This is a genomic window from Myxococcaceae bacterium JPH2, assembly GCA_016458225.1.
Classification (GTDB): Bacteria; Myxococcota; Myxococcia; order Myxococcales; family Myxococcaceae; genus Citreicoccus.
In genome coordinates this window covers 117055-137990 of the sequence record JAEMGR010000013.1, presented here as the reverse complement: position 1 = coordinate 137990, position 20936 = coordinate 117055, and the positions used below count along the sequence as shown (strand labels likewise).

The window sequence follows — 20936 nt, the reverse complement described above, 5'->3', positions numbered from 1 at the left end:
CGTGGGCACCTGAGCCCCCGAACGCCTGAGGACAGACGCGGGCCCAGGGAGTCGTTCTCCCCTGATCATCCTGGAAACAGGACAAACAAGTTTTTCTTAAGTCAGGATGCAGGACGGCGGGAAACGTGGGCGCATCTTAACGAACCCAGCAGCGGGGCCTAGAGGGGCGATGCGGCACGCACTCCGGGGGTGTCATCCGACCGTCGGAACCCGCTGCGCGTGCGGGCGGCCGAGGGGGCGGGATGTGAGGCTGGCCCCCGTGCGGCATGCCGGTTAAATGACGCTCCAGCGAGGGAGGCCCCCGATGGGCGTCGCAGTCGACTTGGAGCGGGAGATCGCGGAGCTCAAGCGCTCCATGAACGCGGTCATCCTGGCGCACTACTACCAGGAGAGCGAGGTCCAGGACGTCGCGGACTTCGTGGGGGACAGTCTGGCGCTCGCGCAGGCGGCGGCGACGACGCGCGCGGACGTCATCGTGTTCTGCGGCGTGCACTTCATGGCCGAGACCGCGAAGATCCTCAACCCGGGCAAGCAGGTGCTGCTGCCGGACCTGAAGGCGGGCTGTTCGTTGTCGGACCGCTGTCCCCCCGCCGCGTTCCAGGCGTTCAAGGCGCAGCATCCGGATGCCTTCGTGGTGAGCTACGTGAACAGCTCCGCGGCGGTGAAGGCGATGAGCGACGTCATCTGCACGTCCTCGAACGCGGTGAAGATCGTCAACCGCGTCCCGAAGGACCGCCGCATCCTGTTCGCGCCGGACCAGCACCTGGGCCGCCACGTGATGAAGGAGACCGGGCGGGACATGGTGCTGTGGCCGGGCAGCTGCATCGTCCATGAGATCTTCAGCGAGAAGAAGCTCGTGCAGCTCAAGGTGGAGCACCCGGACGCGCGCGTGGTGGCCCATCCCGAGTGCGAGCAGGCCGTGCTGCGCCACGCGGACTTCATCGGATCCACCAAGGCCCTGCTGGACCACGTGCTGACGAACCCCGCCGAAAAATTCATCGTGGTGACCGAGGCCGGCATCCTCCACCAGATGAAGAAGGGCGCGCCGCACAAGACCTTCATCCCGGCGCCGCCGGACAACGGGTGCGCCTGCAACGAGTGCCCGTACATGCGACTCAACACGTTGGAGAAACTGTACCGGTGCATGAAGGACCGGACGCCCGAGCTGGTGCTGCCACTGGACCTGCAGGGTGCGGCGCTCGCGCCCCTGACGCGCATGTTGGAGTGGTCTCGGTAGGGCCGGGTCACACTGTCGCCAGGGCGGACATTCGCCAACTCCCGCCTTGCGCCGGGCGAGCCAGGGTGCAATGGAGAGCCCGTGGCCTTCCGATTTCTCGCAGTTCCAGGGCACCGCCTGACGGATTCGTCGCAGACGCTGCCGGATGATGAGCGCCTCGAGCCGGAGCTGCCTCCGATGCACGAGGCCGTGGAGCGAGCCCTCACCGGCGCCGAGTTCCGCGACGAGCGCGCCCGGGACCGGCTTCGCGCCCTGCTGCAAGGCGACCGCCCTCCTGCCCACGGCTCTCCCGGCGCGGGCTATGGCCCGAGCGCCGTGTTCGCGCAGCCGCCCCAGGACCTGCCCGCCCTGCTGCGCCTCGCCGACGAGTTGGAAGCACTGGCCCGGCGTGAGTCCGGTGAGCGCGCCCTGGTGTGGAAGTGCGCCGAGTGCGGCGCGCGCTACGCCGTCCCCGTCGCGCTGGTGCGGCAGGTGTCCATCCGCTGCGAGCGCTGCGGCACGCCGGTGGAACTCAACGCGGCCCGGAGCCTGGGCGAGGAAGCCCTCATCGACCCCTTCCAGGGCGCGGTGAACACCGGCCGGCGCCAGCTCGCCGCCTTCTTCCGCGAGGCCATGGCCCGAGGTTGGCCCGTGCTCGTCGCCGAGGGCGCGCGCGCGGGCCGCTCGAAGGCCCCCTCCGCCTGATAGGGTGCGCCGCCCATGCGGCGTGCGCTCCTCCAGTTGCTGCGGTGTCCCCGATGCAGGCGCTCCAGCCTGAGCCCTCCGGACGACGCTGCCGTCCTCCACTTCGGCCCCTTGCGTTGTTCAGACTGCGGGGCCAGCTACCCCGTGGCGGAAGGGGTGGCGGACCTGGTCCTGGAGCCTCCGCGCATGGGGGCCGTGCAGCGCGGCCTGGAGCAGCGCTGGGTGGCCCGCTCCTTCGAGCGCTACGTGCGCCCCGCCCTCCAGCGCACCCTCACGCGACAGCCCCTGGACCGCGAGAGCGAGTACGTCCTCTTGCGCACGCTGCTGGGTCAGCCCGAGGCCCCCGTGTTGGACGTGGGCTGCGGCACCGGGCTCGTCGCACGGAGGCTCGCGCGCGAGCCGGGCTTCCCACCGGTGCTGGGCCTGGACGTGTCACGGGCGATGCTGGAGGAGGGCGTGGCGCAGGCGCGCGAGGACGGCGCGGCGGTGGACTTCCTGCGCGCCGAGGCTCCTGCCCTTCCCTTCCAGGACGCGTCCCTGGGCGCGGTGTTGATGGCGGGCTCGCTCCACTTCGTGGAGGACCTGGGCCGGCTGCTGTTGGAGGTGGCCCGCGTGCTGCGCCCGGAGGGCCGCTGGGTGGCGGCCACCTATCTGCCGCCGGGGCGCCCCGCTGCCGCGCTCCATCGGAGCGCCGGGCTTCATCCACGCACCGAGGCTTCCCTCAAGGCGGCGGCAAGCGCGGCGGGGATGGTGCGCTTCGAGCGCGTCTCGCTCCCGCCGCTGCTGGTGGTGAAGGCCCAGAAGGGCTCGGCGCAGACGCCTAGATGAAGATGCCGGCGGACGCGTCGTAGCGCGCGTCCTGGAGCTTGGGCTCCGGCGTGCGGCCGCGCAGCGCGTCCATCACCTGGCGCGTGGGGTGGCGGCCCTTGCACTTGCTGCACTCGCACGCGCCCTTCTTGCAGGTGCAGTCCGCCTTGCTCCCGCAGGAGCACTTGGCCGACAGGAGCTGATCCACCGCGTCCAGCGGACGTGCCGCCTCGGACTTCTCGGCCGGCTTCGCCTCGGGGGAGGCAGGCTCGGTGGCGGTTGCCGCGGCCTTCGCGTGGGCCTCGCAGGCATCCGCCCTGCTCGGCGCGCCCAACAGGCCACCCGCCAGCAGTCCCGCCGTGAGCACAGCCGCGATGCGCGTCATGTCCGCTCTCCTCGCCGGGGACAGTCGCCGTCCCCTGCTACAGGTGCGCCTATACCCCAGCGCCCGCCCCAGTGCCAAGAACAGCGGCCCCACCTTTGCCTACCCCGCGAGGGCGCAAGGGCCGCTCGCTCGGAGGGGAACCGCCGCATACAGTCCGCGCCCATTTCCCGTGCCGAACCGAACCGACCGCCTCGTCACCGTCGCCGCGCTCTTCTTGGGTGCCCTTCCGCTGTGGGTGTCCCGCGCGCTGCCCATGGTGGACCTGCCGCAGCACCTGTACCTCATCTCGGTCCTGCACCGGCTGGATGACCCCACCACGCTGTATCCCCAGCTCTTCGCCGCGCGCCACGCGCTGACGCCCTACCTCGGGTACTACTACCTGGTCAGCGCGCTGAACTGGCTGCTGCCGCTGGAGTTGGCCAACCGCGTCTTCCTCACCGCCTACGTGGTGGGGCTCCCGCTGAGCCTGGCGTTCCTCCTGCGTTCGCTGGGGCGCCCCGCGTGGCCCGCGCTGCTCGCGCTGCCGCTGGCGTATGGGGACAGCTTCGGCTGGGGCTTCATCAACTACCTCGCCGCGCTCCCGCTGACGTTCCTGTGCTGCGGCCTGTTCGTGCGGACGCTGACGGATGTGCCTCGCCGCCGAGCCTGGGCCGTGGGGCTCGCGGCGTGCCTGGTCGCGGTGCTCCTCTTCCACGTGCAGGCCTTTGGATTCCTCGCGGTGGGCCTGCCCTGGCTGCTGCTCACCACACCGGTGCCGGAGGATGCCCAGGCGGCTCGGCTCATGGACCGCGTGCGTCCTCGGGTGGCAGCGCTCCTGGGCGTGACGCCTGGGGTGGCGCTGTTCCTCGCCTGGGTGGTGCTGAGATTCGGTGACGCGCCGGACATCCAGCCGGGAGCACCGTGGCACGCCTGGGGTCCGCCGCTCTCGCCGCAGAACCTGGCGTGGAAGGGCTTCGAGCAGAACCGCGCCGAGTTCCTGCAGGTCCTCGCCAACACGTTCCATGACGGCTCGGACCGCTGGCCGCTGTACGCGGTGGGCGCGGTGGCGCTCGGAGGCTGGGTGCTGGGCTTCGTCCGGCCCGGCCCGCGCGCCGAGGGCTCCGTGGCGCGATTCCGACTGCTGGGGCTTGGGCTGCTGGGGCTCGCGCTCTTCTTCCTGCTGCCCTTCGACATCCGCGGGTACGTCTACTACCTCAACACGCGCTACGCCCACCTGGCGGCGGCCCTGCTCATCATCGCCATGCCCGCCGCCGCGCCGGACACGTGGCGTCCGCTGCGGCTGGCCGCCGCTGCGTGCGCGCTGCTCCTGGCCGGGGTGATGGCATCGGGGTTCCGAGCCTTCTCGCGCGAGGCGTCCGAGTGGGACGCGCTGGCCGCCGCCACCGCGTCGCGCCCCAAGGTCATGGGGCTCGTGTTCGACCCGGGCTCGCGCGTGGTGCGCTTCCCCGTCTTCCTGCACAGCGCCGCGGTGCTGGCGCGCGTTCGCGGCGGAGTGCCCAACTTCACCTTCGCCTCCACGCCCCACTCGCCGCTGCGCTACCGGGACGAGGCGCCGCCGACCTTCCCCTCCGAGTGGCGCCCGCAGGACATGCGCTGGGACACCGAGGGCGACTGGTACGATCACTTCCTCGTCCGGGGCGTGCACCCATCGCGAGTGTTCGGCGCAAGGCTCCAGTCCGAACTCGTCATCGCCGAGCACGCCGGCTCGAGCTGGCTCGTGCGTCGCCGCTGACCCTGGAGCCCTTGCGACTGTGGCCTGCTGGGCGGCGGCTCCGCGCCGAGACCGCGATTCCGCTCGACGTGCGGTAGAAGGGGGACGCACATGAGCCCCTCGCCCACCGAGCCCCGCCCCTTGCTGGATGCGCTGCGCGCCGGCACGCCGCTGCCCGCCTTCCCTCCCGATGCCGTGGACCGGGCGCGCGCGCTCGTTCGAGACACCGCCTCGCTCACCGCCGCCGACGTGGAAGCCCTCCCCGAGGCCCTGGCCGCCGCGGTGCTGGAAGGCGCCGTCGTGGACGGACACGCCGTGCTGCCCGAGGCCCTCGCCGCCTCCTCGATGAAGTCCCTGGCCAAGACCGCCAAGAAGGCGCTGTACCGCCTGCGCTCGCGCGGCGTCGCCGTGGCCGAGGCACCGCGCCCCGCTGCGCCCGGGCCACCCCAGCCAGCGCCCACGACCGACACCCTGCCCGCGCTCGTCACGCTGATGTCCTCGGACGGCGAGTTCGGCCTCTTGCTGTCGCGCCCCATCCGCGGCGGCATGGAGGTGGCGCAGGCCGTCGTCTCGGATGAGCGCGGTGTGCTCAAGCTGACCCGCGTCGACACGAGCCGCGCCGAAGTGCGCCGCATGCTCAAGCTCGGGCACGAGAACCGGTACGGCGTGGAGGTGTCACAGGAGGAAGGCGCCGCGTTGCTGGCCGAAGCCGCCGGCGCCAACCTCCGGTCGCACACGCCCTTCCCCGCCGAGTTGGACACGATGCTGCGCCACCACGGCGTGCAGCCCCGCGCCGAGCCCGCCGCCCCGCCCTCGCCCGAGCCCGATGACACGCGCCACGTCCTCGCGGGCTACCAGCTCCACAGCACCCCTGAGGTGGCCGAGTGGCTGCCTCCAGAACTCGAGACGCGCCAGCTCCTCGCCCAAGTGGGTTCGCTCACCTCCAGCCCGCTCGCCCTCAGCGAAGGGCAGCGTCAGGAGCAGCTCCACCAGATGGTGCTCGGCGCCGCCCGCGCGTTCTTCACTCCGGAGGTCCGCCGCCGCTACGGCCTGCGCCTGTGGCACATGGCCCGCTTCTTCGAGCACACGGACCGCACGCACGAAGCCCAGGTGGCGCGGGGCGAGGCGCGGCGCCTCTACCACGGGCCCGACGAGCCCTTCTCCAGCTTCGCGCACACGCTGTTCCAGAAGGTGCTCGCCCTGGCGGCGGCCGGCTCCCTCTCCGAGGACACCGAGCCCACCGCGCCGGCCACCGGGGCCCCGCTCCCGACGGAGCGGCGCAGCCCAGGCGGCCTCATCCTCCCCTGAGCCGCTGGGCCTCAGGGGCTTCCACCGTCTGCCTCAAGCCGGGGCCATGCCGGCGCACAGCAGCAGGTCCAGGTTCTCCTTCTCCCAGGCCAGCGCGCGCGAGTAGTCGTGGAAGCGCTTCTCGTGCGCCATCAGCGCCGGCGGGTGGATGCACCGCCGCCCGTCCTCGCCCCGCCGCGCGCGGTACACGTGGTGGAGCATCTCGTGGAAGACGATCCACTCCACGAAGTACCGGGGCACCACGGGCTGGTCCAACGCCGGGTGGATGCGGATGACCTTCGAGTCCGCCGAGTACGAGCCCATCTTGATGCTCTTGCGCGGCGCCTTCACCCGAGGCGCCGGGCCAAAGGTGATGGCCGCGTCGATGCGACTCTGGAAGTAGCGCTCGTTGAGCCGCTCGTAGATGCGCAAGAGGTCGTGGTGCTGTCCCACCGGCTCCAACCGGATGCGTCGGCGCATCTGCGCCGGGGACAGGCGCCGGATGAACACCCGGTTGCGCTCGATGTACTTGTCCAGGAGCGCACTGGCGTCCGGGTCCCCCTTCCGAACGAAGCTGGCGAGCGCCTGGAGCACCTCATCCGGCGCGGCCAGGAACATGTGGTGCAGCCGCAGCCGCCACAACGCCCGCTGACGTTGGAACGTGAGCATCGTGTGCGTGTTGTCGTGGATCTCGACCGCCACCTTCGCGCGCATGCGCGTGCGCAGACGGCGCTCGAGCACCCGCCGCCACACCTTCACCAAGCGGTTCGGCTCGGGGTCCACGGGGCTCTGCCGAACGACGCGACCGGCCGTGTAACTCCGCTTCTTCACTACGCTTTTCTGCTTCTTCGAGGGCGCCATGACGTGGGGCGGGATTCTACGGACCCGTCTGACACGTGTAAACGCGCTCGCCTGCTAGAAAGCCGAGGGATTCCAACGACTTAAGGGCACTCAACCCCACCCGGTCCCACTTGTCCTCCCCAGGAGGAGGATGGCCCATACGAGCAAGTGTCCGATGCGACTAGCGTCGGACCTTGCAGGAGATTTTGAGCACCTGGGCCTCCCCCGAGTCGGGTCGGATGACGTAGGTCTCAGTGCCCCGAGGTGCGCGCCGTCCGGGGCAGTCGAAGCTCACGCGCAAGGGGCCCGTGGGGAGGGTCAGCACCTTGTTGATGGGCAGGCGGGCGCCGCCCGGCCGGCTGAGAATCGTCTTCGCGGGCGCGTCGAAGAGCACCGTGGCCTCGGTGGCAACGGGCGCCGCGGCCACCTGCGGCGTCGGAACGCCGGCATCCATCGCATCGGGCGCCGCGACCACGGCGGGAGGACTCTCGGCCGCGGGAATCGAACCCGCGTCCTGCGCTCCAGCGTCGACGCCCTCCGACGTCGCGGGCGCGGTGACGACAGGAGGACTCACCACCTCGGGCGCTCGTCGAGGCTCGGCGCCGCGCGGGACGATGGCCGTCGCCTGGCCCACTTCCGGGAGCAGCGGCTCCGGCTCGGAGGATGCCGGGGAGTTCAGCGCCCAGAAGATGCCCGCGGCGAGCAGGAAGAACAGCAGCCCGCCGCCCACCAGCAGGACGATGCCCAGGATGCCGCGCGAGGGCGACGAGGGTTGGGCCAGCGTGTCGCGCTCCTCGTCATCCTCGGAGCGGCGGGCAAAGGCCTCCGACGAACCGACGGTGGACTCGTCGTCATCGTCATCCAGCCCCCCCGTGCCCGCGAACGAGTTCGGGTCCGTGGCGCCCGACAGGCTCACGCCCGTGGGCAGCGACGGCTCATCCAGGGGCGCGGGCCGAGGAGGGCCCGTGGTCCGGCTCGCGCGAGGCGTGGAGGCGGGAACCGGCGGGGTGATGGCGCTGTCCTGCGTGCGCGCATCGTCCCGGTGGGAAGAAGGACGCTGGACAGGCTGGGTGAGCGAGAGCGTTCCAGAGCCGTCGTCTTCGTCCTCTTCCTCCGAGGAGCGGCGCGGTGGCGACGCAGGCGGCGAGGCCGGGTTCGTCGCACGCCGCGGGCGCAGGGCATCCGGCGTGGCACGAGCCTGCCCCACCGGGGACTCCTGCACGCGCGAGGGCACGGGCGGACCCGGGCGCTCGTCGGGCGTCATGCTCCGGCGGCCGGGGCCCGGCATGGGCCGGGTGGGCACCTCATCGATGCGCGGGCGCTTGCGCAAGGGAACGGTGAACTCGCCGTCCCCGTTCTCCGCGTCGTCGCTCGTGGGAACGGTGAGCGGCACGGTGCGGATGGCGGTGGACTCCTCCTCGTCGTCGCCAGGGTCCGCCGTGGGCAGGTCTCGCGGCCGCGCCATCTGCGTGGCGGGCTCCGGCTCGCTGTCGTAGTCGGGGGCGCTGAGCGTCTCGTGCGTGGGCCGGCGCGGCACCGGGCGCGCGGTGAGGCCCGCGGGCGGCAGGGGCACCGTCGTGCTGCTCGAGCGAGCCCCCGGCGTAGGCGTGGGCGTGGCCACGGGCGGGCGCGGCGGCGGCACCGTGGGCGAGGGCCGCGACATGGGCGCGGTGGGCTCCGCGGAGATGGGTGGATTGGACCGCTGGGCCGACAGCGGCACCGTGGCGTCCTTGCGCCCCGTGGGCGCCGCCAGCGGGATGTGGAGGATGGTCCGCTCCTCCTCCTCCCCGAGCAGGCGGGAGATGTAATCGGCGACGTCGGTGCTCTGGCGCAGCGTGCCCGAGGCGAGGAACGCGTCCAGGTCCGCCTGCACGTCCGCGGCGCGCTGGTAGCGCTGGGCGCGGTCCTTGGTCAGGCAGCGCATCACGATGCGCGACAGCGCCTCCGGATAGTCCGGGCGCATCAGGTGCGGCGGCGAGGGGTCCTCGTACCGGATGGCGTAGAGGATGCCCTCGGTGGTGGGCTTGGCGAAGGGCTGCCGGCCGGTGCTGATTTCGTACAGCATGGAGCCCAGCGCGAAGATGTCCGCGCGGTGGTCCAGCCGCTCCTGCATGACCTGCTCGGGCGCCAGGTACAGGAACTTGCCCTTGATGACGCCGGGCTTGCTGCGCTCCATGAACGCGCCGGCCTTGGCGATGCCGAAGTCGACGAGCTTCACGCGCCCGTCGTAGGCAATCATCACGTTCTGCGGGCTGACATCCCGGTGGATCAGCTCCAGCGGGCGCCCATCCACGCCGCGGCTGTGGTGCGCGTAGTCGAGCCCGCCCGCCACCTGCGCGCAGATGCGCGCCGCCACGCCGTACGGAATCGCGGCGCCGAACTTGGACTCCTCGGACATGACGCGCCGAAGGTCCACGCCCTCCACGTACTCCATGGCGATGAAGATGTTCTCGCCCAGCTTCCCCAGCTCATGCACCTGCACGATGTTGGGGTGGTGCAGCTGCGCGGCGATGCGCGCCTCGTCCAGGAACATCTGGACGAACTCCGGCTCCTCCGAGAGGTACGGGAGGATGCGCTTGAGGACCACCAACTCGGGATTGGGCGGCTCCTGGGCCAGGAACAGCTCGGCCATCCCTCCCACCGCGAGCCGCTTGATGAGGAGGTACTTTCCGAACGGAATGGCCGTCTGGGGCGAGCTCACGGGAACTTGGGTGTGCCTTCAGGTTGAACGGTGGACCTTTTCCGGAGCTTACCTGCAATCAGGAGTCAGGGGGAGCAGCGGCGGCTCCCGACGGACAGCCTGGATCCAGGAGGGGCCCCCTGGAAATAAAAAACCGCCCCCCGCGACAGGCGCGAGGGGCGGCATGCGGAGCGGGCCGGCGCGACTGGCCGGCCCACGCCCGAGGGACTACGGAGGGGTCCCAGCGTCGAACTCGCCGACGACGTCGCCGCAGTCATCCGGGTAGATGACGTAGGTGAACTTCTTGGTCGAGCCCGGCACCGAGCCGTTCTGGCGGTGGCAGGTCAGCACATCTGTGTTGGAGTCGGTGCCATCGCACTGGGAGAACGAGTACGTGTCCCAGACGCCGCTGATGCCGTTGGGGAACCGGACCGTGCCGCCGTTGCTCACCGCCGCCTGCCAGTCACACCGGACCACCGTGCCACCGTCCGACAGGTGCTGGTCGCGGGTGTTGACGTGGTTGACGAGGATGCCGTCGGCGACCTCGAAGCCGTAGAAGGTCGCCGGGCCGCCGTCCGTGCCGGGCGCGTCCACGCGCGCGAACGCCGCCGGGGTGGGGTTCGTCATCGCGATGTCGCCCGTCAGGTGCACGCGCGTCCCCGCGTAGCCGGCGTCCGCCTGGCCAGAGGCCTGCATCGCGTCCTTCAGGTTCTGCACCGTCACGACGTTGTCCGCCGGACGCGACGCCTTCTCCTTGAGGGTGATCTTCAGAATCTTCGAGTTCTTGAAGTCGTTGACGACCTTCTGGCGATAGGCGCGGAACTGCTCGTACGGGAGATCCGTGTTGACGAAGCCCTCCACGTCGATCTTGTCACCCACGGCCGGGTGGTAGTCCACGGGCGTGTCGCTGTAGAACTTGTCGACGAAGATGCCCTCGGTGGGGCGCGCCGGGTCCGTCACCCAGAAGCGCGAACGGAAGTCCTTGCCGTTCTGGTCGCTGAGCTTCTCGTACTCGATGCTGGTGATGACCACGTCGTGGAGGGTCACGGGCGTGGCGAACTTGAGCTTGCGGATCTCCGCGATCGTCGGGCCCGTGTTGCTCCCGGCATCCGTGCCCGCGTCCACGCCGGAATCGACGCCCGCGTCCACGCCGGCATCGAACCCGGCATCCTGGCTGCACACGCCGGTGCAACCCGGGTTCCCTGGCTCGGGGTTCTCTTCATCGCGCCCCGAACATCCCGCCGAAACCATCATCGCGGTGGCCGCAACCACCGCTGCGGCGCCCAGCGCCTTTCGAAGTTCCATCACTGAAGTCTCCTATTCGTTGGGGCGCCGCGATTCTTGAAGTCCGACGCCGGTCGGCCTGAGGATGTCGGGCCTTATACCGGCGCCTCGCGGGGGGCGGCAAGGAACGCTGCGCCATGCTGCCGGTGACACTTCAGTGAACCCGGGAGACATCCAAATGAAGGCCGTGGCGTTCCAGCAGCACGGAGACGAGGGAGTCCTTCAAGTCGTGGAAATGCCCGACCCACCGGTGGGCGCGCGCGATGTGCGGGTCCGGGTCAAGGCGGTGGCGCTCAACCATCTGGACGTGTGGGTTCGCCAGGGCTGGCCGGGGCTGCGGCTGGAGCTGCCGCACGTGTTGGGGAGCGACATCGCGGGGGTGGTGGAGCAGGTAGGAGCGGAGGTGACAGACGTGGCGCCGGGCACCGAGGTGCTCGTGAACCCAGGGCTCTCGTGCGGCGCGTGCGAGCGGTGCCTGTGCGGCGAGGACAACCTGTGCCGCCACTACCGGCTGCTTGGGGAGCATGTGCGCGGCGGCTACGCCGAGTACGTGAGCGTGCCGCGCCAGAACATTCTGCCCAAGCCCAAGGAGCTGACGTTCGCGGAGGCTGCTTGCTTGCCGCTCACCATGCTCACCGCGTGGACCATGTTGGTGCGCCGCGCGGAACTCGAGCCGGGGGAGACGGTGCTGGTGCACGCGGCGGGCTCGGGTGTGGGCAGCGCGGCGGTGCAGATCTGCAAGCTCATGGGCGCCACCGTCATCGCCACGGCCTCCACCGAGGAGAAGCTGCGGCGGGCCCGCGAGCTGGGCGCGGACCACACCATCAACTACGTGGAGAAGGACTTCTTGGAGGAAGTGAAGCGCCTCACCTCGCGGCGCATGGTGGACGTCGTCTTCGAGCACACGGGCGCGGCCACGTTCGACAAGAGCGTGGCGTGCCTGCCGTACGGGGGCCGGCTCGTCACCTGCGGCGCCACGTCCGGCCATGAGGTGAAGCTCGACTTGCGGGTCCTCTTCTACAAGCGCATCTCGCTCCTGGGCTCCACCATGGGCTCCAAGGGCGACCTGTTCCGCGTGCTCAAGCTGGTGCAGGACAAGAAGCTGCGGCCCGTGTTGGACCGGACACTCCCGCTGGCCGATGCCGCACACGCGCATCGATTGCTGAAAGACCGCTCGCAGTTCGGCAACATCGTCCTCATCCCATGACGTCTCGCCCCGCCTTCCTCCACGGACTGAAGCCCACGCTGCACATCGCCCACCGAGGCGGCGCACTGCTCGCGCCGGAGAACACCCTGGTGGCCTTCCGCCAGGCCGTGGAGCGCGACCACACGGACATGCTGGAGCTGGATGTCCACCTGTCGCGCGACGGCGAGCTGGTGGTGGCGCACGACGAGACGCTGGAGCGCTGCACGGACGGCAAGGGGCCGCTGGCCGCGCTGACGCTGGCCGAGCTTCAGCGCCTGGACGCGGGGCACGGCTTCACACCCGATGACGGCGCCCACTTCCCCTTCCGAGGTCAGGGCGTGCGGCTGCCCACGCTGCGCGAGGTGTTGCGCGCCTTCCCCGCGCTGCGCCTCAACGTCGAGGTGAAGCCGGACACGCCGGGCATCGAGCACGTGTTCGCGGCGCTCCTGCGCGAAGAGGGCGCGGTGGACAGGGTCTGCATGGGCAGTGAGCTGGACGCGGTGGGCGAGCGGCTCGTCCACGCCCTTCCTGAGGCGTGCCACTTCTACCCGCGCGATGCCCTGGCCGCCGCCGTGCTCAGCTTGAAGGCAGGCGAGGTGCCGCCCGACGACACTCGCTACCACGTGCTCGACATGCCGCTGTTCTTCGGCGACGTGCGGCTGGTGGACGCGGAGCTGCTCGCCTGGGTGGCTTCGAGGGGCAAGTGGATCAACGTGTGGACGGTGGATGACCCGGAGCAGATGGACCTGTTGCTCCGGGAGGGAGTGGGTGGAGTCATGACCGACCGACCCGACCTGCTGCGCCAACGAATGGACGCCTTCAGCAAGCCGGGTTAAGCCCCAGGGCCCCTATGCCCCGTCCCAGCGCACGCAAGCGCCCGCGTTCGGTCGCGTCCCCTCCCCCGCCGGCTCCCGCTGCCACTCCGGAGCCGACTCCGTCCCCCGCCCCGCCCGAGACTCCCGCGCGCAAGCCGCGCAACACGGTGCGCACCAAGGCGCCGCTGTCCCGGCGCTTCCTGGCGCTCGCGGGGAACATCGGCGCGGGCAAGACGACGGCCGCGAAGATGCTCAGCCAGTCCTTCGGCTTCGAGCTGTTCGACGAGCCCGTCATCGACAACCGCTTCCTCCGTGACTACTACACCGACATGAAGCGGTGGTCGTTCACGCTCCAGTTGGAGTTCCTCATCCGGCGCGTGGAGCATCACGAGCTCATCCACTCGGTGCGCAAGAGCTGCGTGCAGGACCGGACGCTCTACGAGGACCCCGAAATCTTCGCCAAGTACCTGCACGGACTGGGGCACCTGACGGACTCGGAGCTGGACCTGTACTACGAGTACTTCCAGCGGCTGTCGCGCAACATCGTCCGGCCCGACAAGGTCATCTGCTTCGAGGTGGGCTCCGTGGACATCCTCCTGGACCGCATCCGCACGCGCGGGCGCGAGGAGGAGAAGGGAATCGGGCGCGACTTCCTTCGCGGGCTCAACGGCTACTACACGAGCTTTCCCCAGGTGCTCCAGGAGAAGTACGGCGTGGACTGCCTGGTGCTGGACGTGTCCCAGCAAGACATTCGCCGAGGCCGCGGCCGCGAGGAGTTCCTCGACCGCGTGTCTTCCTTCCTGGCCTGACGGGCCTCCGTCACGCCGCATCACAGGTGTACCCGTGCATTCGATGACGCCCAAGAAGTCCCGCGACTCGGAAGTGGTGATGACCCAGCTCATCCTTCCGCCCGACGCCAACAATCTGGATGCCGCGTTCGGTGGAAAGGTGATGCAGTGGATCGACATCTGCGGCGCCATCGCGGCCCAGCGCCACTGCCGCGAAGTCGTCGTCACGGCGTCCATGGATGACCTGCACTTCCACGCCCCCATCCGCGTGGGGTGGATTGCGCTGCTGCACTCGCGCGTGTTGGCCACGTTCCGCACGTCCATGGAAGTGGGCGTCACCGTGCACGCGGAGAATCCGCTGACGGGCGAGCGGCACCTCACCACCAGCGCCCTGCTCACCTTCGTGGCGTTGGACAGCGCGGGCCAGCGCGTGCCTGTGCCCGGGCTCATCCTGGAGACGGACTCCGAGCGGGCCGCCTTCGCCGAGGCCGAGGCCCGGCGTGCCCAGCGCATCGCGCGCCAGAAGGAAAGCCAGTCCTGGCTGAAGGTGATGCCCCCGTTCGCGGGAGCCTGAAACACCACGGGCCGGGAGGGGCGCCATTGGCACCCGCTTCCGGCCCGCGAGTTGTCATCGTGAGACGGCGCGGCTCAGGTCGTGAACGACGTGCCGCAGCCGCAGGAGGACTTCGCGTTCGGGTTGGTGAACTTGAAGCCCGCGCCAGTGATGGCGGAGACGTAGTCAATCTCCGTGCCCAGCAGGTAGTTGGCGCTCAGCGCGTCCGTGGCGATCTTCACGCCGTCCTGCTCCCACATGGAGTCGCCGGCCTTGCACTCCTTCACCAGGTTCAGGTCGTAGCCCAGGCCGCTGCAGCCGGCGGGGACGACGCGGATGGAGAAGTAGTAGCCCTCGAAGCCCTGGGCCTGGATGACGGACTTCACCTGGGCGATGGCGGCGCTCGACAGGCGAACCGGAACCTCGGGGCTGGGCTGGAAAGCCGGCGCGGTGGTGGGCGTGGAAGCGGTGGTATCCATGTCCTTGAGTCTCCTCTGAAAAAAGCCTCATAACGCCCTGGCCCGCTGAAAACCAGCGGCCGCACGCCGGAGCGCCCCCTTCTTCAACAGGAGGACGCCCCCCGAGCCCCGGGTTATACCCGGCGGACATGGCGCCCACCTTCCGAGAGCTCCTGGCGGCAGTGAAGTTGGAGATTCGCGAGGTCTCCGTGGAGGAGCTGCGCCAGCTCCTGGACGCTCGGACGCCCGTGAAGCTGGTGGATGTGCGGGAGGCGGACGAGTACGCGGGGGGACGGCTGCCCGGCGCCCAGCACATCCCCCGAGGATTCCTGGAGCTGCGCATCGAGGAGCGTGCCCAGCGGGACGAGTCGCTCGTCGTGTACTGCGCGGGCGGCACGCGCTCGGCGCTCGCGGTCAAGACGCTGCGGGACATGGGCTACGTCAACGTCGCCTCCCTGGCGGGTGGGTTCAACCGGTGGAGCGACGCGGCCCTGCCGGTGGAGAAGCCCGTTGTCCTGAGCGCCCAGCAGAAGGAGCGCTACCGCCGCCACCTCATGCTCCCCGAGGTGGGCGAGGAAGGGCAGGCGCGGCTGCTCGGCGCGCGCGTGCTGCTCCTGGGCGCGGGGGGGCTCGGCTCTCCCGCCGCGCTGTACCTGGCCGCCGCGGGCGTGGGCACGCTGGGCATCGTCGACTCGGACGTGGTGGACCTGAGCAACCTGCAGCGGCAGGTGATTCACACGCAGGAGCGCCTGGGGCAGCCCAAGGTCGCGAGCGCGCGCGCCGCCGTGGAGGCCCTCAACCCGGACGTGAAGGTGGTGCCCATCCAGGAGCGGCTCACCGCGGCCAACACGCTGCGCATCCTGGAGGGGTTCGACCTGGTGCTCGACGGGGGCGACAACTTCCCCACGCGCTACCTGCTCAACGACGCCTGCGTCCTCACGGGCAAGCCCAACATCCACGGCTCCATCTTCCGCTTCGAGGGGCAGGTCACCACGTTCCTCCCCGGGCAGGGCCCCTGCTACCGCTGCCTCTACCCCGCCCCGCCGCCGCCGGAGCTGGCGCCCTCGTGTGCCGAAGCGGGCGTGCTCGGCGTGCTCCCCGGCGTCATCGGGCTGCTGCAGGCGACCGAGGCCATCAAGCTCATCCTCGGCCAGGGCGAGCCGCTCGTGGGCCGGCTGCTCACCTTCGACGCGCTCGGCTCACGCTTCCTGGAGCTGCGCTCGCGGAGGGATCCGAACTGCCCGACCTGCGCGCCCGGCGCCCGCATCGACCTGGTCGACACCGAACGCTTCTGCTCCACCGGCGGGTAACGCCCGCGCGCCCGAGGACGCTGTCCATGCCCATCCCCGAAATCATGCCCGTCGACCTCGCGCGCCTGCTCGCGGGCCCCGTCGAGTCGCGCCCCGCGCTGCTCGACGTGCGGTTCCCCGAGGAGCACGAGATGGTGGCGCTGCCCGACTCCGTGCTGATTCCCCTGCCGGAGCTGGCCGAGCGAGACGACGAGCTGGACGCCCTCCGAGGCCGGCCCGTGGTGGTCTACTGCCACCACGGCGTGCGCAGCCTGGACGGCACCGCGTACCTGCTGTCACGCGGGCTGGAGGCGGTGTCGCTGCGCGGCGGAATCGACCTGTATGCGCGGACGGTCGACCCCGCCCTGCCCCGCTACTGACCCAGGGCGGAGGTGACGTCCAGGGTGACCTCGGTCGTCTCCCCCGGCTTGATGATGGCCTCGAAGAAGACGGGGTCCTTGAACTTGGGACCGCGCAGCTCGAGCTTCTGCTTGCCCTCCATCAGCGACAGCTGGCTGCCGGGGAGGCCCACGCGCTGATTGTCGCGCATGATGACCAACCCCGTGAGGCCCTTGGGGGTGATCTTCAAGCGGAGGTTGCCATCCTTGAACGTGCGGTCCAGGACCTTCACGTCGCCGGGCTCACCGAAGGCGAGCACGTCCGGATCCTCGACGTAGATGCCCCGGTCCTCGTTCTCCAGGATGAGCGTGTCCTGCAGGTGCGCCCCGTCCTTGCGCGTGAATGGCGCGAAGCCCAGCACCGTCACGGGCTCGGCCGCGCTGCAGCGCTCGGAGTGCTTCACGGACACCTTGACCTTCTCGTTGGTGTTCACCGTGAGCCACACACCCTGCCCGTCCGAGGCGGTCGAGTTGAGCACCTTGAGGATGGGCTTGTGGAACACCCCGAGCACGCCGAGCAGGCCCACGATGAAGCCAATCATCGCGACGTTCCGGAACTCGATGCCTCGGCGCATCTTCCGGTCGTCGGCGGCGATGACGCGCTCGGGACGGCGCGCGGACTCCTCGGCATCCTCGTCGCGGGGCGCGGGGCGGGCGCGCGGCGCGGCCGCGACTTGATCCACGCGGCTGGACGTGCGGCGCCGAGGCGGCTCCGACTCGGCGGCGGCCTGCACCATGCCCGTGCGGCGGCGCGGCGGCGGCTCCGGCGGCGGCAACATCGTGCGCTCGTCGTCCGCCTCCTCGTCCATCGGATGCACGCCCGAGCGTGAGCGCGGCGGTGGTGACTCCTCGGCCGCGGGCGCGACGCGCGACTGCGTGCGCCGGGGCGGAGACGAAGGCTCCGCGCCCCCCGCGCGGCTCAGGTCCGAGCGCGAGCTGGTGCGCGCCACCTGGGTGGCGTTGGGATTGGACGTGGACGTGCCCCGGCGAGCCGCGGGCTCCGCCACGTTGGTGCGGCGCCGAGGCGGCACCTCGACACCCGTGCCCGAGGGGGCCTCCCACTCGTTGGGCTCCTCGGGCTGGACGGCCGGGGCCACGCTGCTGCGGCGCGGAACCGCCGTGCGCGACGGAGACGAGGCCCTCGAGCGATCGCGCGGGGACGACTCACCCGGAGGAGCCTCCCAGCTCATGTCCATGGTGGCCGGGCGGTTGCGGCCCCGGTCTGGCGCGGCGGGAGGGCTCGAGCCCGAGCTGCTCGCCTCTTCATCCACCGGCACGAACTGGCCCTGCTTGCGCTCCTCCTCCAGCCGGTCCGCGAACAGCGTCTCCATCAGCTCGGAGATCTGCACCGAGCCGGCCACCCAACGCTGGCTGACGAGCAGCTCCTCCAGCGCCGTCTGGAACTGGCGGGCCTCGCGGTAGCGGTCGTCGGCGTTCTTCGCCAGCGCCCGCATCACCACCGCGTCCATGTCCTCCGGCACGTCCGCCACGGCGGAGGGCACCTGGATGGCGCACTCCATGGCGGCCTGGAGCGTGGCCAGCTCCGAGTCCCGCTTGAGCGGCCGATGCCCGGTGAGCAGCTCGTACAGCACCAGGCCGATGGCGAAGATGTCCGCGCGCGCGTCCAGTGGCCGGCCCGCGGCCTGCTCGGGCGCCATGTACGCGAACTTGCCCTTGATGGCGCCGGACTTGGTCAGCGAGGCCTGATCCGCCGCCTTCGCGATGCCGAAGTCCACCAGCTTCACCGAGCCGTCGAAGCTGATGAGGATGTTCTGCGGTGAGATGTCCCGGTGCACCACCTTCAGGGGACGTCCCGCGTCATCCATGCGCGTGTGCGCGTAGTACAGGCCCTCGCAGGCCGAGGCGACGATGCGGATGGCCAGCGGACGCGCGATCCACTGGTTCGAGCTGTACGCCTTGCGCATCACACGGCCCAGGTCCTCGCCGTGGATGAACTCCATGGCGATGTAGTAGGTGCCGTTGGCTTCGCCGAACTCGTAGACCTGCGCGATGTTCGGATGGTTGAAGCGCGCCGCAATCAACGCTTCGTTGCGGAACATCTCCACGAATTCGCGGTCTTCCGCGAGATGCGGGAGGATGCGCTTGACTACCAGGTTCTTCTGGAAGCCCTCGATGCCCATCTGGCGCGCAAGCCAGACCTCGGCCATGCCACCGGTGGCGAGCTTCTTAAGGAGCTGGTATTTCCCGAAAGATTGAGGGTTCATCCCGGGGTCTCGCCGGGGGGAGCGAACTCGGTGGAAGGCGTCAAAGCAGCGCATCCTAGGCGACACACCGCGATGAGGCAAAGGTGTCTGAGAAGGTTTTCCTGGACACCCCTCTTGTGGGTCTGGCTGTGGGCCATGCAGGCAGCCGCCGCGCCAGCGACGGATCAGCTCGCCGTGGAGCGGCGCGCAGGCATGCTGGAGCTGTCCTGGCAAGACGCCGAGGACCGGATCCAAGGCTCCATCACCCCCCTCAATCCTCGGCCTGACTCACCCGTCCAGCTCACCTTGAGGGTGAACAGCTTCGAGGGCCCTTCCTTCGAGGGCCCCGTCACCGTCACCTTCCAACAGGAGGGCGCGCTGTCTCAGCAGACCGTCACGCTGCAGCGGGACGGCAAGAGCTGGCGCACGGAGTTCACCCCGCCCACGACTGGGACCTGGCAGGTCGACGTGCGCTTCCGCACCACGCGGCTCAAGGTGCTGCACACCCATTTCACCGTCGCGTCCGGCCCTCCGCCCAAGGAGCTTGCCTGGGCGCTGCTCGGCGCGGGCGTCGTGGTGGCGCTGGTGCTGGGTGCGCGCAACCTCCTGAAGCGCGAAGGCGAACCGGAGCCCCGGGTGGATGAGACCCAGCGTGCTGTCGCCGTGACCCAGGTGGCTCCCACCGGAGTGCCCGAGGCGGGCAGCGCGGTGCCCACCGAGTCCCATGCCGCGGGTGCCTCCGACGCGCCCGCGCCGGTCAACTCCGTCTCCTCCGAGACCCCTCCCACGGCCGCCGCGGACTCCCAGGAGTCCACCGTCATGATGGAGCAGGTCGCGTCAGCGCCCACCGAGTCCGCTCCGAAGCCTGAAGGTTCCGGCCCGGCGCCCCAGGAGTCCTCGGCGGGAGCGCCGGTGGAGACCTCGCCGGACCGCGGCAACGGGCAGTAACGCGCCACTTCTTACAGGGGGCCGTTACAGGCTCCCTCGCTCTCCGAGGGAAAAAACCTTCCCAGGCCGAGGCGCGCCCATTCCTCTGAGGACGGCCGAATCACGACGCGGGGCCCGTGCGCGCGTCGACCATCACACACCGCCATGAAGGCCTCCCCCTAGGCACCCTGGTTGCACCAGGGGCATGCGACTGCGGCGGGAGGCGAGGGGAATGGTGGGGTGGCGGTTGGCTGAACAGGAGTGGCGGGGACTTCTCGCCGCAGTCCTCCTGGGGATTCCGGCGGTGGCGGGGGCGGAGCGGGATGAGGGCGGGCCTCCGCCGGACCCCAGCGAGTCGGTTACTCAGTCCAAGCCCCCGCCGCGTGCGTCGGGTGGCGCGAAGGACAAGGCGGCACCTCGCAAGGTGAAGCCCGCGGACTCGCTGGGTGAGGACCCGGCGGGTGCGGACAAGGTCGACGACGCGGCTCAGGACGCGGACGCTCCCGTCCACACGCTGCGACTGTTTGGACGGGTCTTCGCGCAAGCGCGGGCGGATGAGCGGGCGAACTACGCGCGTTCGCTCAGCATCCCTTCCGCGCGCGTGGGCGTGGAGGCGTCCTTCCCCAACGTGGACGCGGAGCTGAGCGCCGACCTCGCCTCCAAGTCCATCCTGAAGGACGCGTTCGTGCGACTGTCGAACGACTCGAAGCGGCTTCGCTTGTACGGCGGCCGGTTCAAGGCGCCCTTCCTCCAGCGCGAGCTGGACTCCTCGTGGACGCTGCCATTGCAGGGCCGCGGCCTCGTGACGGACTACCTCGTCGACACGAATGACCTGGGAGGACGTCGGCTGGGCGTGATGGGTGAGGCGCGGTGGAAGGAAGCCTGGGGCCTCAAGGTGTCCGCGGGACTCTTCCAGGGCGCGGAGGATGACGCGGGCGAGCGCCTCAGTGAGGACGGCGCGGTGCGCGTCAGCGTGCAGCCGCTCAAGCGCCTCACGGTGGGGGCCAGCACCTATCTCACGCAGGTCTTCGACGGCACGCGCCAGTACGCGCTCTCCACCGACGCACAGCTCCAGGTGGGCGCGCTGCTGCTCACCGCCGAGGGCGTCGCCGGGAGAGTGGCCCTGGGGCCCTTCACCGCACAGCTCTTCCTGGCGTCGTGGCTGGTGGGCCTGGGGCAGCATGGCTGGGCGCTCCAACCGGTGCTCGGCGCGGAAGCGCTCCAGCTTCGCGTCGACGCGGTGACGAAGACGGGCCACGCGCTGGTGGGGGGACTCAACCTGTTGCTGGCCGACCTGTTCAAGGTCCAGCTCCAGGTGGAGCGCGCCCTAAGGCCCGGAGATCCGGCGGCCGCGCTGGAGCTGTCGCTGCAACTCGCCACCCGCTTCCAGTGAGTCGGAGTCC

The 20936-nt window shown here is 70.4% G+C and carries 19 protein-coding genes; 13 read left to right on the top strand and 6 right to left on the bottom strand.

The features are described 5' to 3' along the window. Window positions 1-304: 304 nt before the first annotated feature. The 3 genes from nadA (at window position 305) to JGU66_20995 (ending at window position 2749) form a co-directional block, all read left to right on the top strand. Window positions 305-1237: a quinolinate synthase NadA gene (nadA, locus tag JGU66_21005; protein ID MBJ6763255.1), complete on the top strand. Its 933-nt coding sequence runs from the start codon at window positions 305-307 to the stop codon at window positions 1235-1237. 81 nt (window positions 1238-1318) lie between these two features. Then, on the top strand, window positions 1319-1921 hold the full coding sequence (locus tag JGU66_21000; protein MBJ6763254.1) for a hypothetical protein: 603 nt from the start codon (window positions 1319-1321) through the stop codon (window positions 1919-1921). Window positions 1922-1936: 15 nt separating this feature from the next. Beyond that, a complete protein-coding gene (locus JGU66_20995; GenBank protein MBJ6763253.1) occupies window positions 1937-2749 on the top strand; it encodes a class I SAM-dependent methyltransferase in 813 nt (270 codons plus the stop codon). Here the strand turns inward: JGU66_20995 and JGU66_20990 are convergent. Beyond that, complete coding sequence (locus JGU66_20990) at window positions 2742-3113, bottom strand: metallothionein (protein MBJ6763252.1); 372 nt, start codon at window positions 3111-3113, stop codon at window positions 2742-2744. The two genes, JGU66_20995 and JGU66_20990, sit on opposite strands and share 8 nt — an antisense overlap. A 169-nt stretch (window positions 3114-3282) precedes the next feature. On the opposite strand from JGU66_20990, the gene JGU66_20985 reads away from it, so the two are divergent. Next, window positions 3283-4845, top strand: coding sequence for a hypothetical protein (locus JGU66_20985; GenBank protein MBJ6763251.1), 1563 nt, complete (start codon window positions 3283-3285; stop codon window positions 4843-4845). Window positions 4846-4935: 90 nt separating this feature from the next. Then, window positions 4936-6132, top strand: a complete 1197-nt coding sequence (locus JGU66_20980; GenBank protein MBJ6763250.1) for a hypothetical protein — start codon at window positions 4936-4938, stop codon at window positions 6130-6132. 33 nt (window positions 6133-6165) lie between these two features. On the opposite strand, the gene JGU66_20975 is transcribed toward JGU66_20980, so the two are convergent. The 3 genes from JGU66_20975 to JGU66_20965 form a co-directional block, all read right to left on the bottom strand. Beyond that, on the bottom strand, window positions 6166-6972 hold the full coding sequence (locus JGU66_20975) for a hypothetical protein (protein ID MBJ6763249.1): 807 nt from the start codon (window positions 6970-6972) through the stop codon (window positions 6166-6168). A gap of 160 nt (window positions 6973-7132) precedes the next feature. Then, window positions 7133-9652: a protein kinase gene (locus JGU66_20970; protein MBJ6763248.1), complete on the bottom strand. Its 2520-nt coding sequence runs from the start codon at window positions 9650-9652 to the stop codon at window positions 7133-7135. Window positions 9653-9859: 207 nt separating this feature from the next. Next, window positions 9860-10936, bottom strand: a complete 1077-nt coding sequence (locus JGU66_20965; GenBank protein ID MBJ6763247.1) for a hypothetical protein — start codon at window positions 10934-10936, stop codon at window positions 9860-9862. A gap of 157 nt (window positions 10937-11093) precedes the next feature. Between JGU66_20965 and JGU66_20960 the strand changes: the two genes are divergently transcribed. The 4 genes from JGU66_20960 to JGU66_20945 are packed head-to-tail and all read left to right on the top strand — an operon-like array spanning window position 11094 to window position 14278. Beyond that, window positions 11094-12122, top strand: a complete 1029-nt coding sequence (locus JGU66_20960; protein MBJ6763246.1) for a zinc-binding dehydrogenase — start codon at window positions 11094-11096, stop codon at window positions 12120-12122. Then, window positions 12119-12937 carry a glycerophosphodiester phosphodiesterase gene (locus tag JGU66_20955; protein MBJ6763245.1) on the top strand — a complete coding sequence of 273 codons (819 nt, stop codon included), beginning with the start codon at window positions 12119-12121 and terminating at the stop codon, window positions 12935-12937. The genes JGU66_20960 and JGU66_20955 overlap by 4 nt, the downstream gene beginning before the upstream one ends. Window positions 12938-12951: 14 nt before the next feature. Then, window positions 12952-13725, top strand: a complete 774-nt coding sequence (locus JGU66_20950; GenBank protein ID MBJ6763244.1) for a deoxynucleoside kinase — start codon at window positions 12952-12954, stop codon at window positions 13723-13725. Window positions 13726-13768: 43 nt separating this feature from the next. Then, window positions 13769-14278 (top strand): acyl-CoA thioesterase, encoded by a 510-nt coding sequence (locus tag JGU66_20945; GenBank protein ID MBJ6763243.1) that lies wholly within the window; start codon window positions 13769-13771, stop codon window positions 14276-14278. Between the two features lie 74 nt (window positions 14279-14352). On the opposite strand, the gene JGU66_20940 is transcribed toward JGU66_20945, so the two are convergent. Further along, a complete protein-coding gene (locus JGU66_20940; GenBank protein MBJ6763242.1) occupies window positions 14353-14736 on the bottom strand; it encodes an iron-sulfur cluster assembly accessory protein in 384 nt (127 codons plus the stop codon). 128 nt (window positions 14737-14864) lie between these two features. Between JGU66_20940 and moeB the strand changes: the two genes are divergently transcribed. Next, entirely contained in the window at window positions 14865-16025 is a 1161-nt protein-coding gene (gene moeB, locus JGU66_20935) for a molybdopterin-synthase adenylyltransferase MoeB (GenBank protein ID MBJ6763241.1), read from the top strand. Between the two features lie 26 nt (window positions 16026-16051). After that, the gene (locus tag JGU66_20930; GenBank protein MBJ6763240.1) at window positions 16052-16384 is read left to right on the top strand and encodes a hypothetical protein; all 333 of its coding nucleotides are present in this window, start codon (window positions 16052-16054) and stop codon (window positions 16382-16384) included. Here the strand turns inward: JGU66_20930 and JGU66_20925 are convergent. Next, a complete protein-coding gene (locus JGU66_20925; GenBank protein ID MBJ6763239.1) occupies window positions 16378-18627 on the bottom strand; it encodes a protein kinase in 2250 nt (749 codons plus the stop codon). The two genes, JGU66_20930 and JGU66_20925, sit on opposite strands and share 7 nt — an antisense overlap. Before the next feature lie 135 nt (window positions 18628-18762). Here JGU66_20925 and JGU66_20920 point away from each other — a divergent pair, with 135 nt between their 5' ends. Beyond that, window positions 18763-19554, top strand: a complete 792-nt coding sequence (locus JGU66_20920) for a hypothetical protein (GenBank protein MBJ6763238.1) — start codon at window positions 18763-18765, stop codon at window positions 19552-19554. 211 nt (window positions 19555-19765) lie between these two features. Further along, window positions 19766-20926, top strand: a complete 1161-nt coding sequence (locus JGU66_20915) for a hypothetical protein (GenBank protein MBJ6763237.1) — start codon at window positions 19766-19768, stop codon at window positions 20924-20926. Window positions 20927-20936 lie beyond the last annotated feature (10 nt).

Excerpts from the sequence above, each read along its gene's own strand:
- JGU66_20930 (MBJ6763240.1), top strand. The coding sequence starts at position 16,052 with ATGCCCATCCCCGAAATCATGCCCGTCGACCTCGCGCGCCTGCTCGCG.
- moeB (MBJ6763241.1), top strand. The coding sequence starts at position 14,865 with ATGGCGCCCACCTTCCGAGAGCTCCTGGCGGCAGTGAAGTTGGAGATT.
- JGU66_20920 (MBJ6763238.1), top strand. The coding sequence starts at position 18,763 with ATGCAGGCAGCCGCCGCGCCAGCGACGGATCAGCTCGCCGTGGAGCGG.
- JGU66_20990 (MBJ6763252.1), bottom strand. The coding sequence starts at position 3,113 with ATGACGCGCATCGCGGCTGTGCTCACGGCGGGACTGCTGGCGGGTGGC.
- JGU66_20995 (MBJ6763253.1), top strand. The coding sequence starts at position 1,937 with ATGCGGCGTGCGCTCCTCCAGTTGCTGCGGTGTCCCCGATGCAGGCGC.
- JGU66_20915 (MBJ6763237.1), top strand. The coding sequence starts at position 19,766 with ATGGTGGGGTGGCGGTTGGCTGAACAGGAGTGGCGGGGACTTCTCGCC.
- JGU66_20975 (MBJ6763249.1), bottom strand. The coding sequence starts at position 6,972 with ATGGCGCCCTCGAAGAAGCAGAAAAGCGTAGTGAAGAAGCGGAGTTAC.
- nadA (MBJ6763255.1), top strand. The coding sequence starts at position 305 with ATGGGCGTCGCAGTCGACTTGGAGCGGGAGATCGCGGAGCTCAAGCGC.
- JGU66_20980 (MBJ6763250.1), top strand. The coding sequence starts at position 4,936 with ATGAGCCCCTCGCCCACCGAGCCCCGCCCCTTGCTGGATGCGCTGCGC.
- JGU66_20960 (MBJ6763246.1), top strand. The coding sequence starts at position 11,094 with ATGAAGGCCGTGGCGTTCCAGCAGCACGGAGACGAGGGAGTCCTTCAA.
- JGU66_20950 (MBJ6763244.1), top strand. The coding sequence starts at position 12,952 with ATGCCCCGTCCCAGCGCACGCAAGCGCCCGCGTTCGGTCGCGTCCCCT.
- JGU66_20940 (MBJ6763242.1), bottom strand. The coding sequence starts at position 14,736 with ATGGATACCACCGCTTCCACGCCCACCACCGCGCCGGCTTTCCAGCCC.
- JGU66_20925 (MBJ6763239.1), bottom strand. The coding sequence starts at position 18,627 with ATGAACCCTCAATCTTTCGGGAAATACCAGCTCCTTAAGAAGCTCGCC.
- JGU66_20945 (MBJ6763243.1), top strand. The coding sequence starts at position 13,769 with ATGACGCCCAAGAAGTCCCGCGACTCGGAAGTGGTGATGACCCAGCTC.
- JGU66_20965 (MBJ6763247.1), bottom strand. The coding sequence starts at position 10,936 with ATGGAACTTCGAAAGGCGCTGGGCGCCGCAGCGGTGGTTGCGGCCACC.
- JGU66_20955 (MBJ6763245.1), top strand. The coding sequence starts at position 12,119 with ATGACGTCTCGCCCCGCCTTCCTCCACGGACTGAAGCCCACGCTGCAC.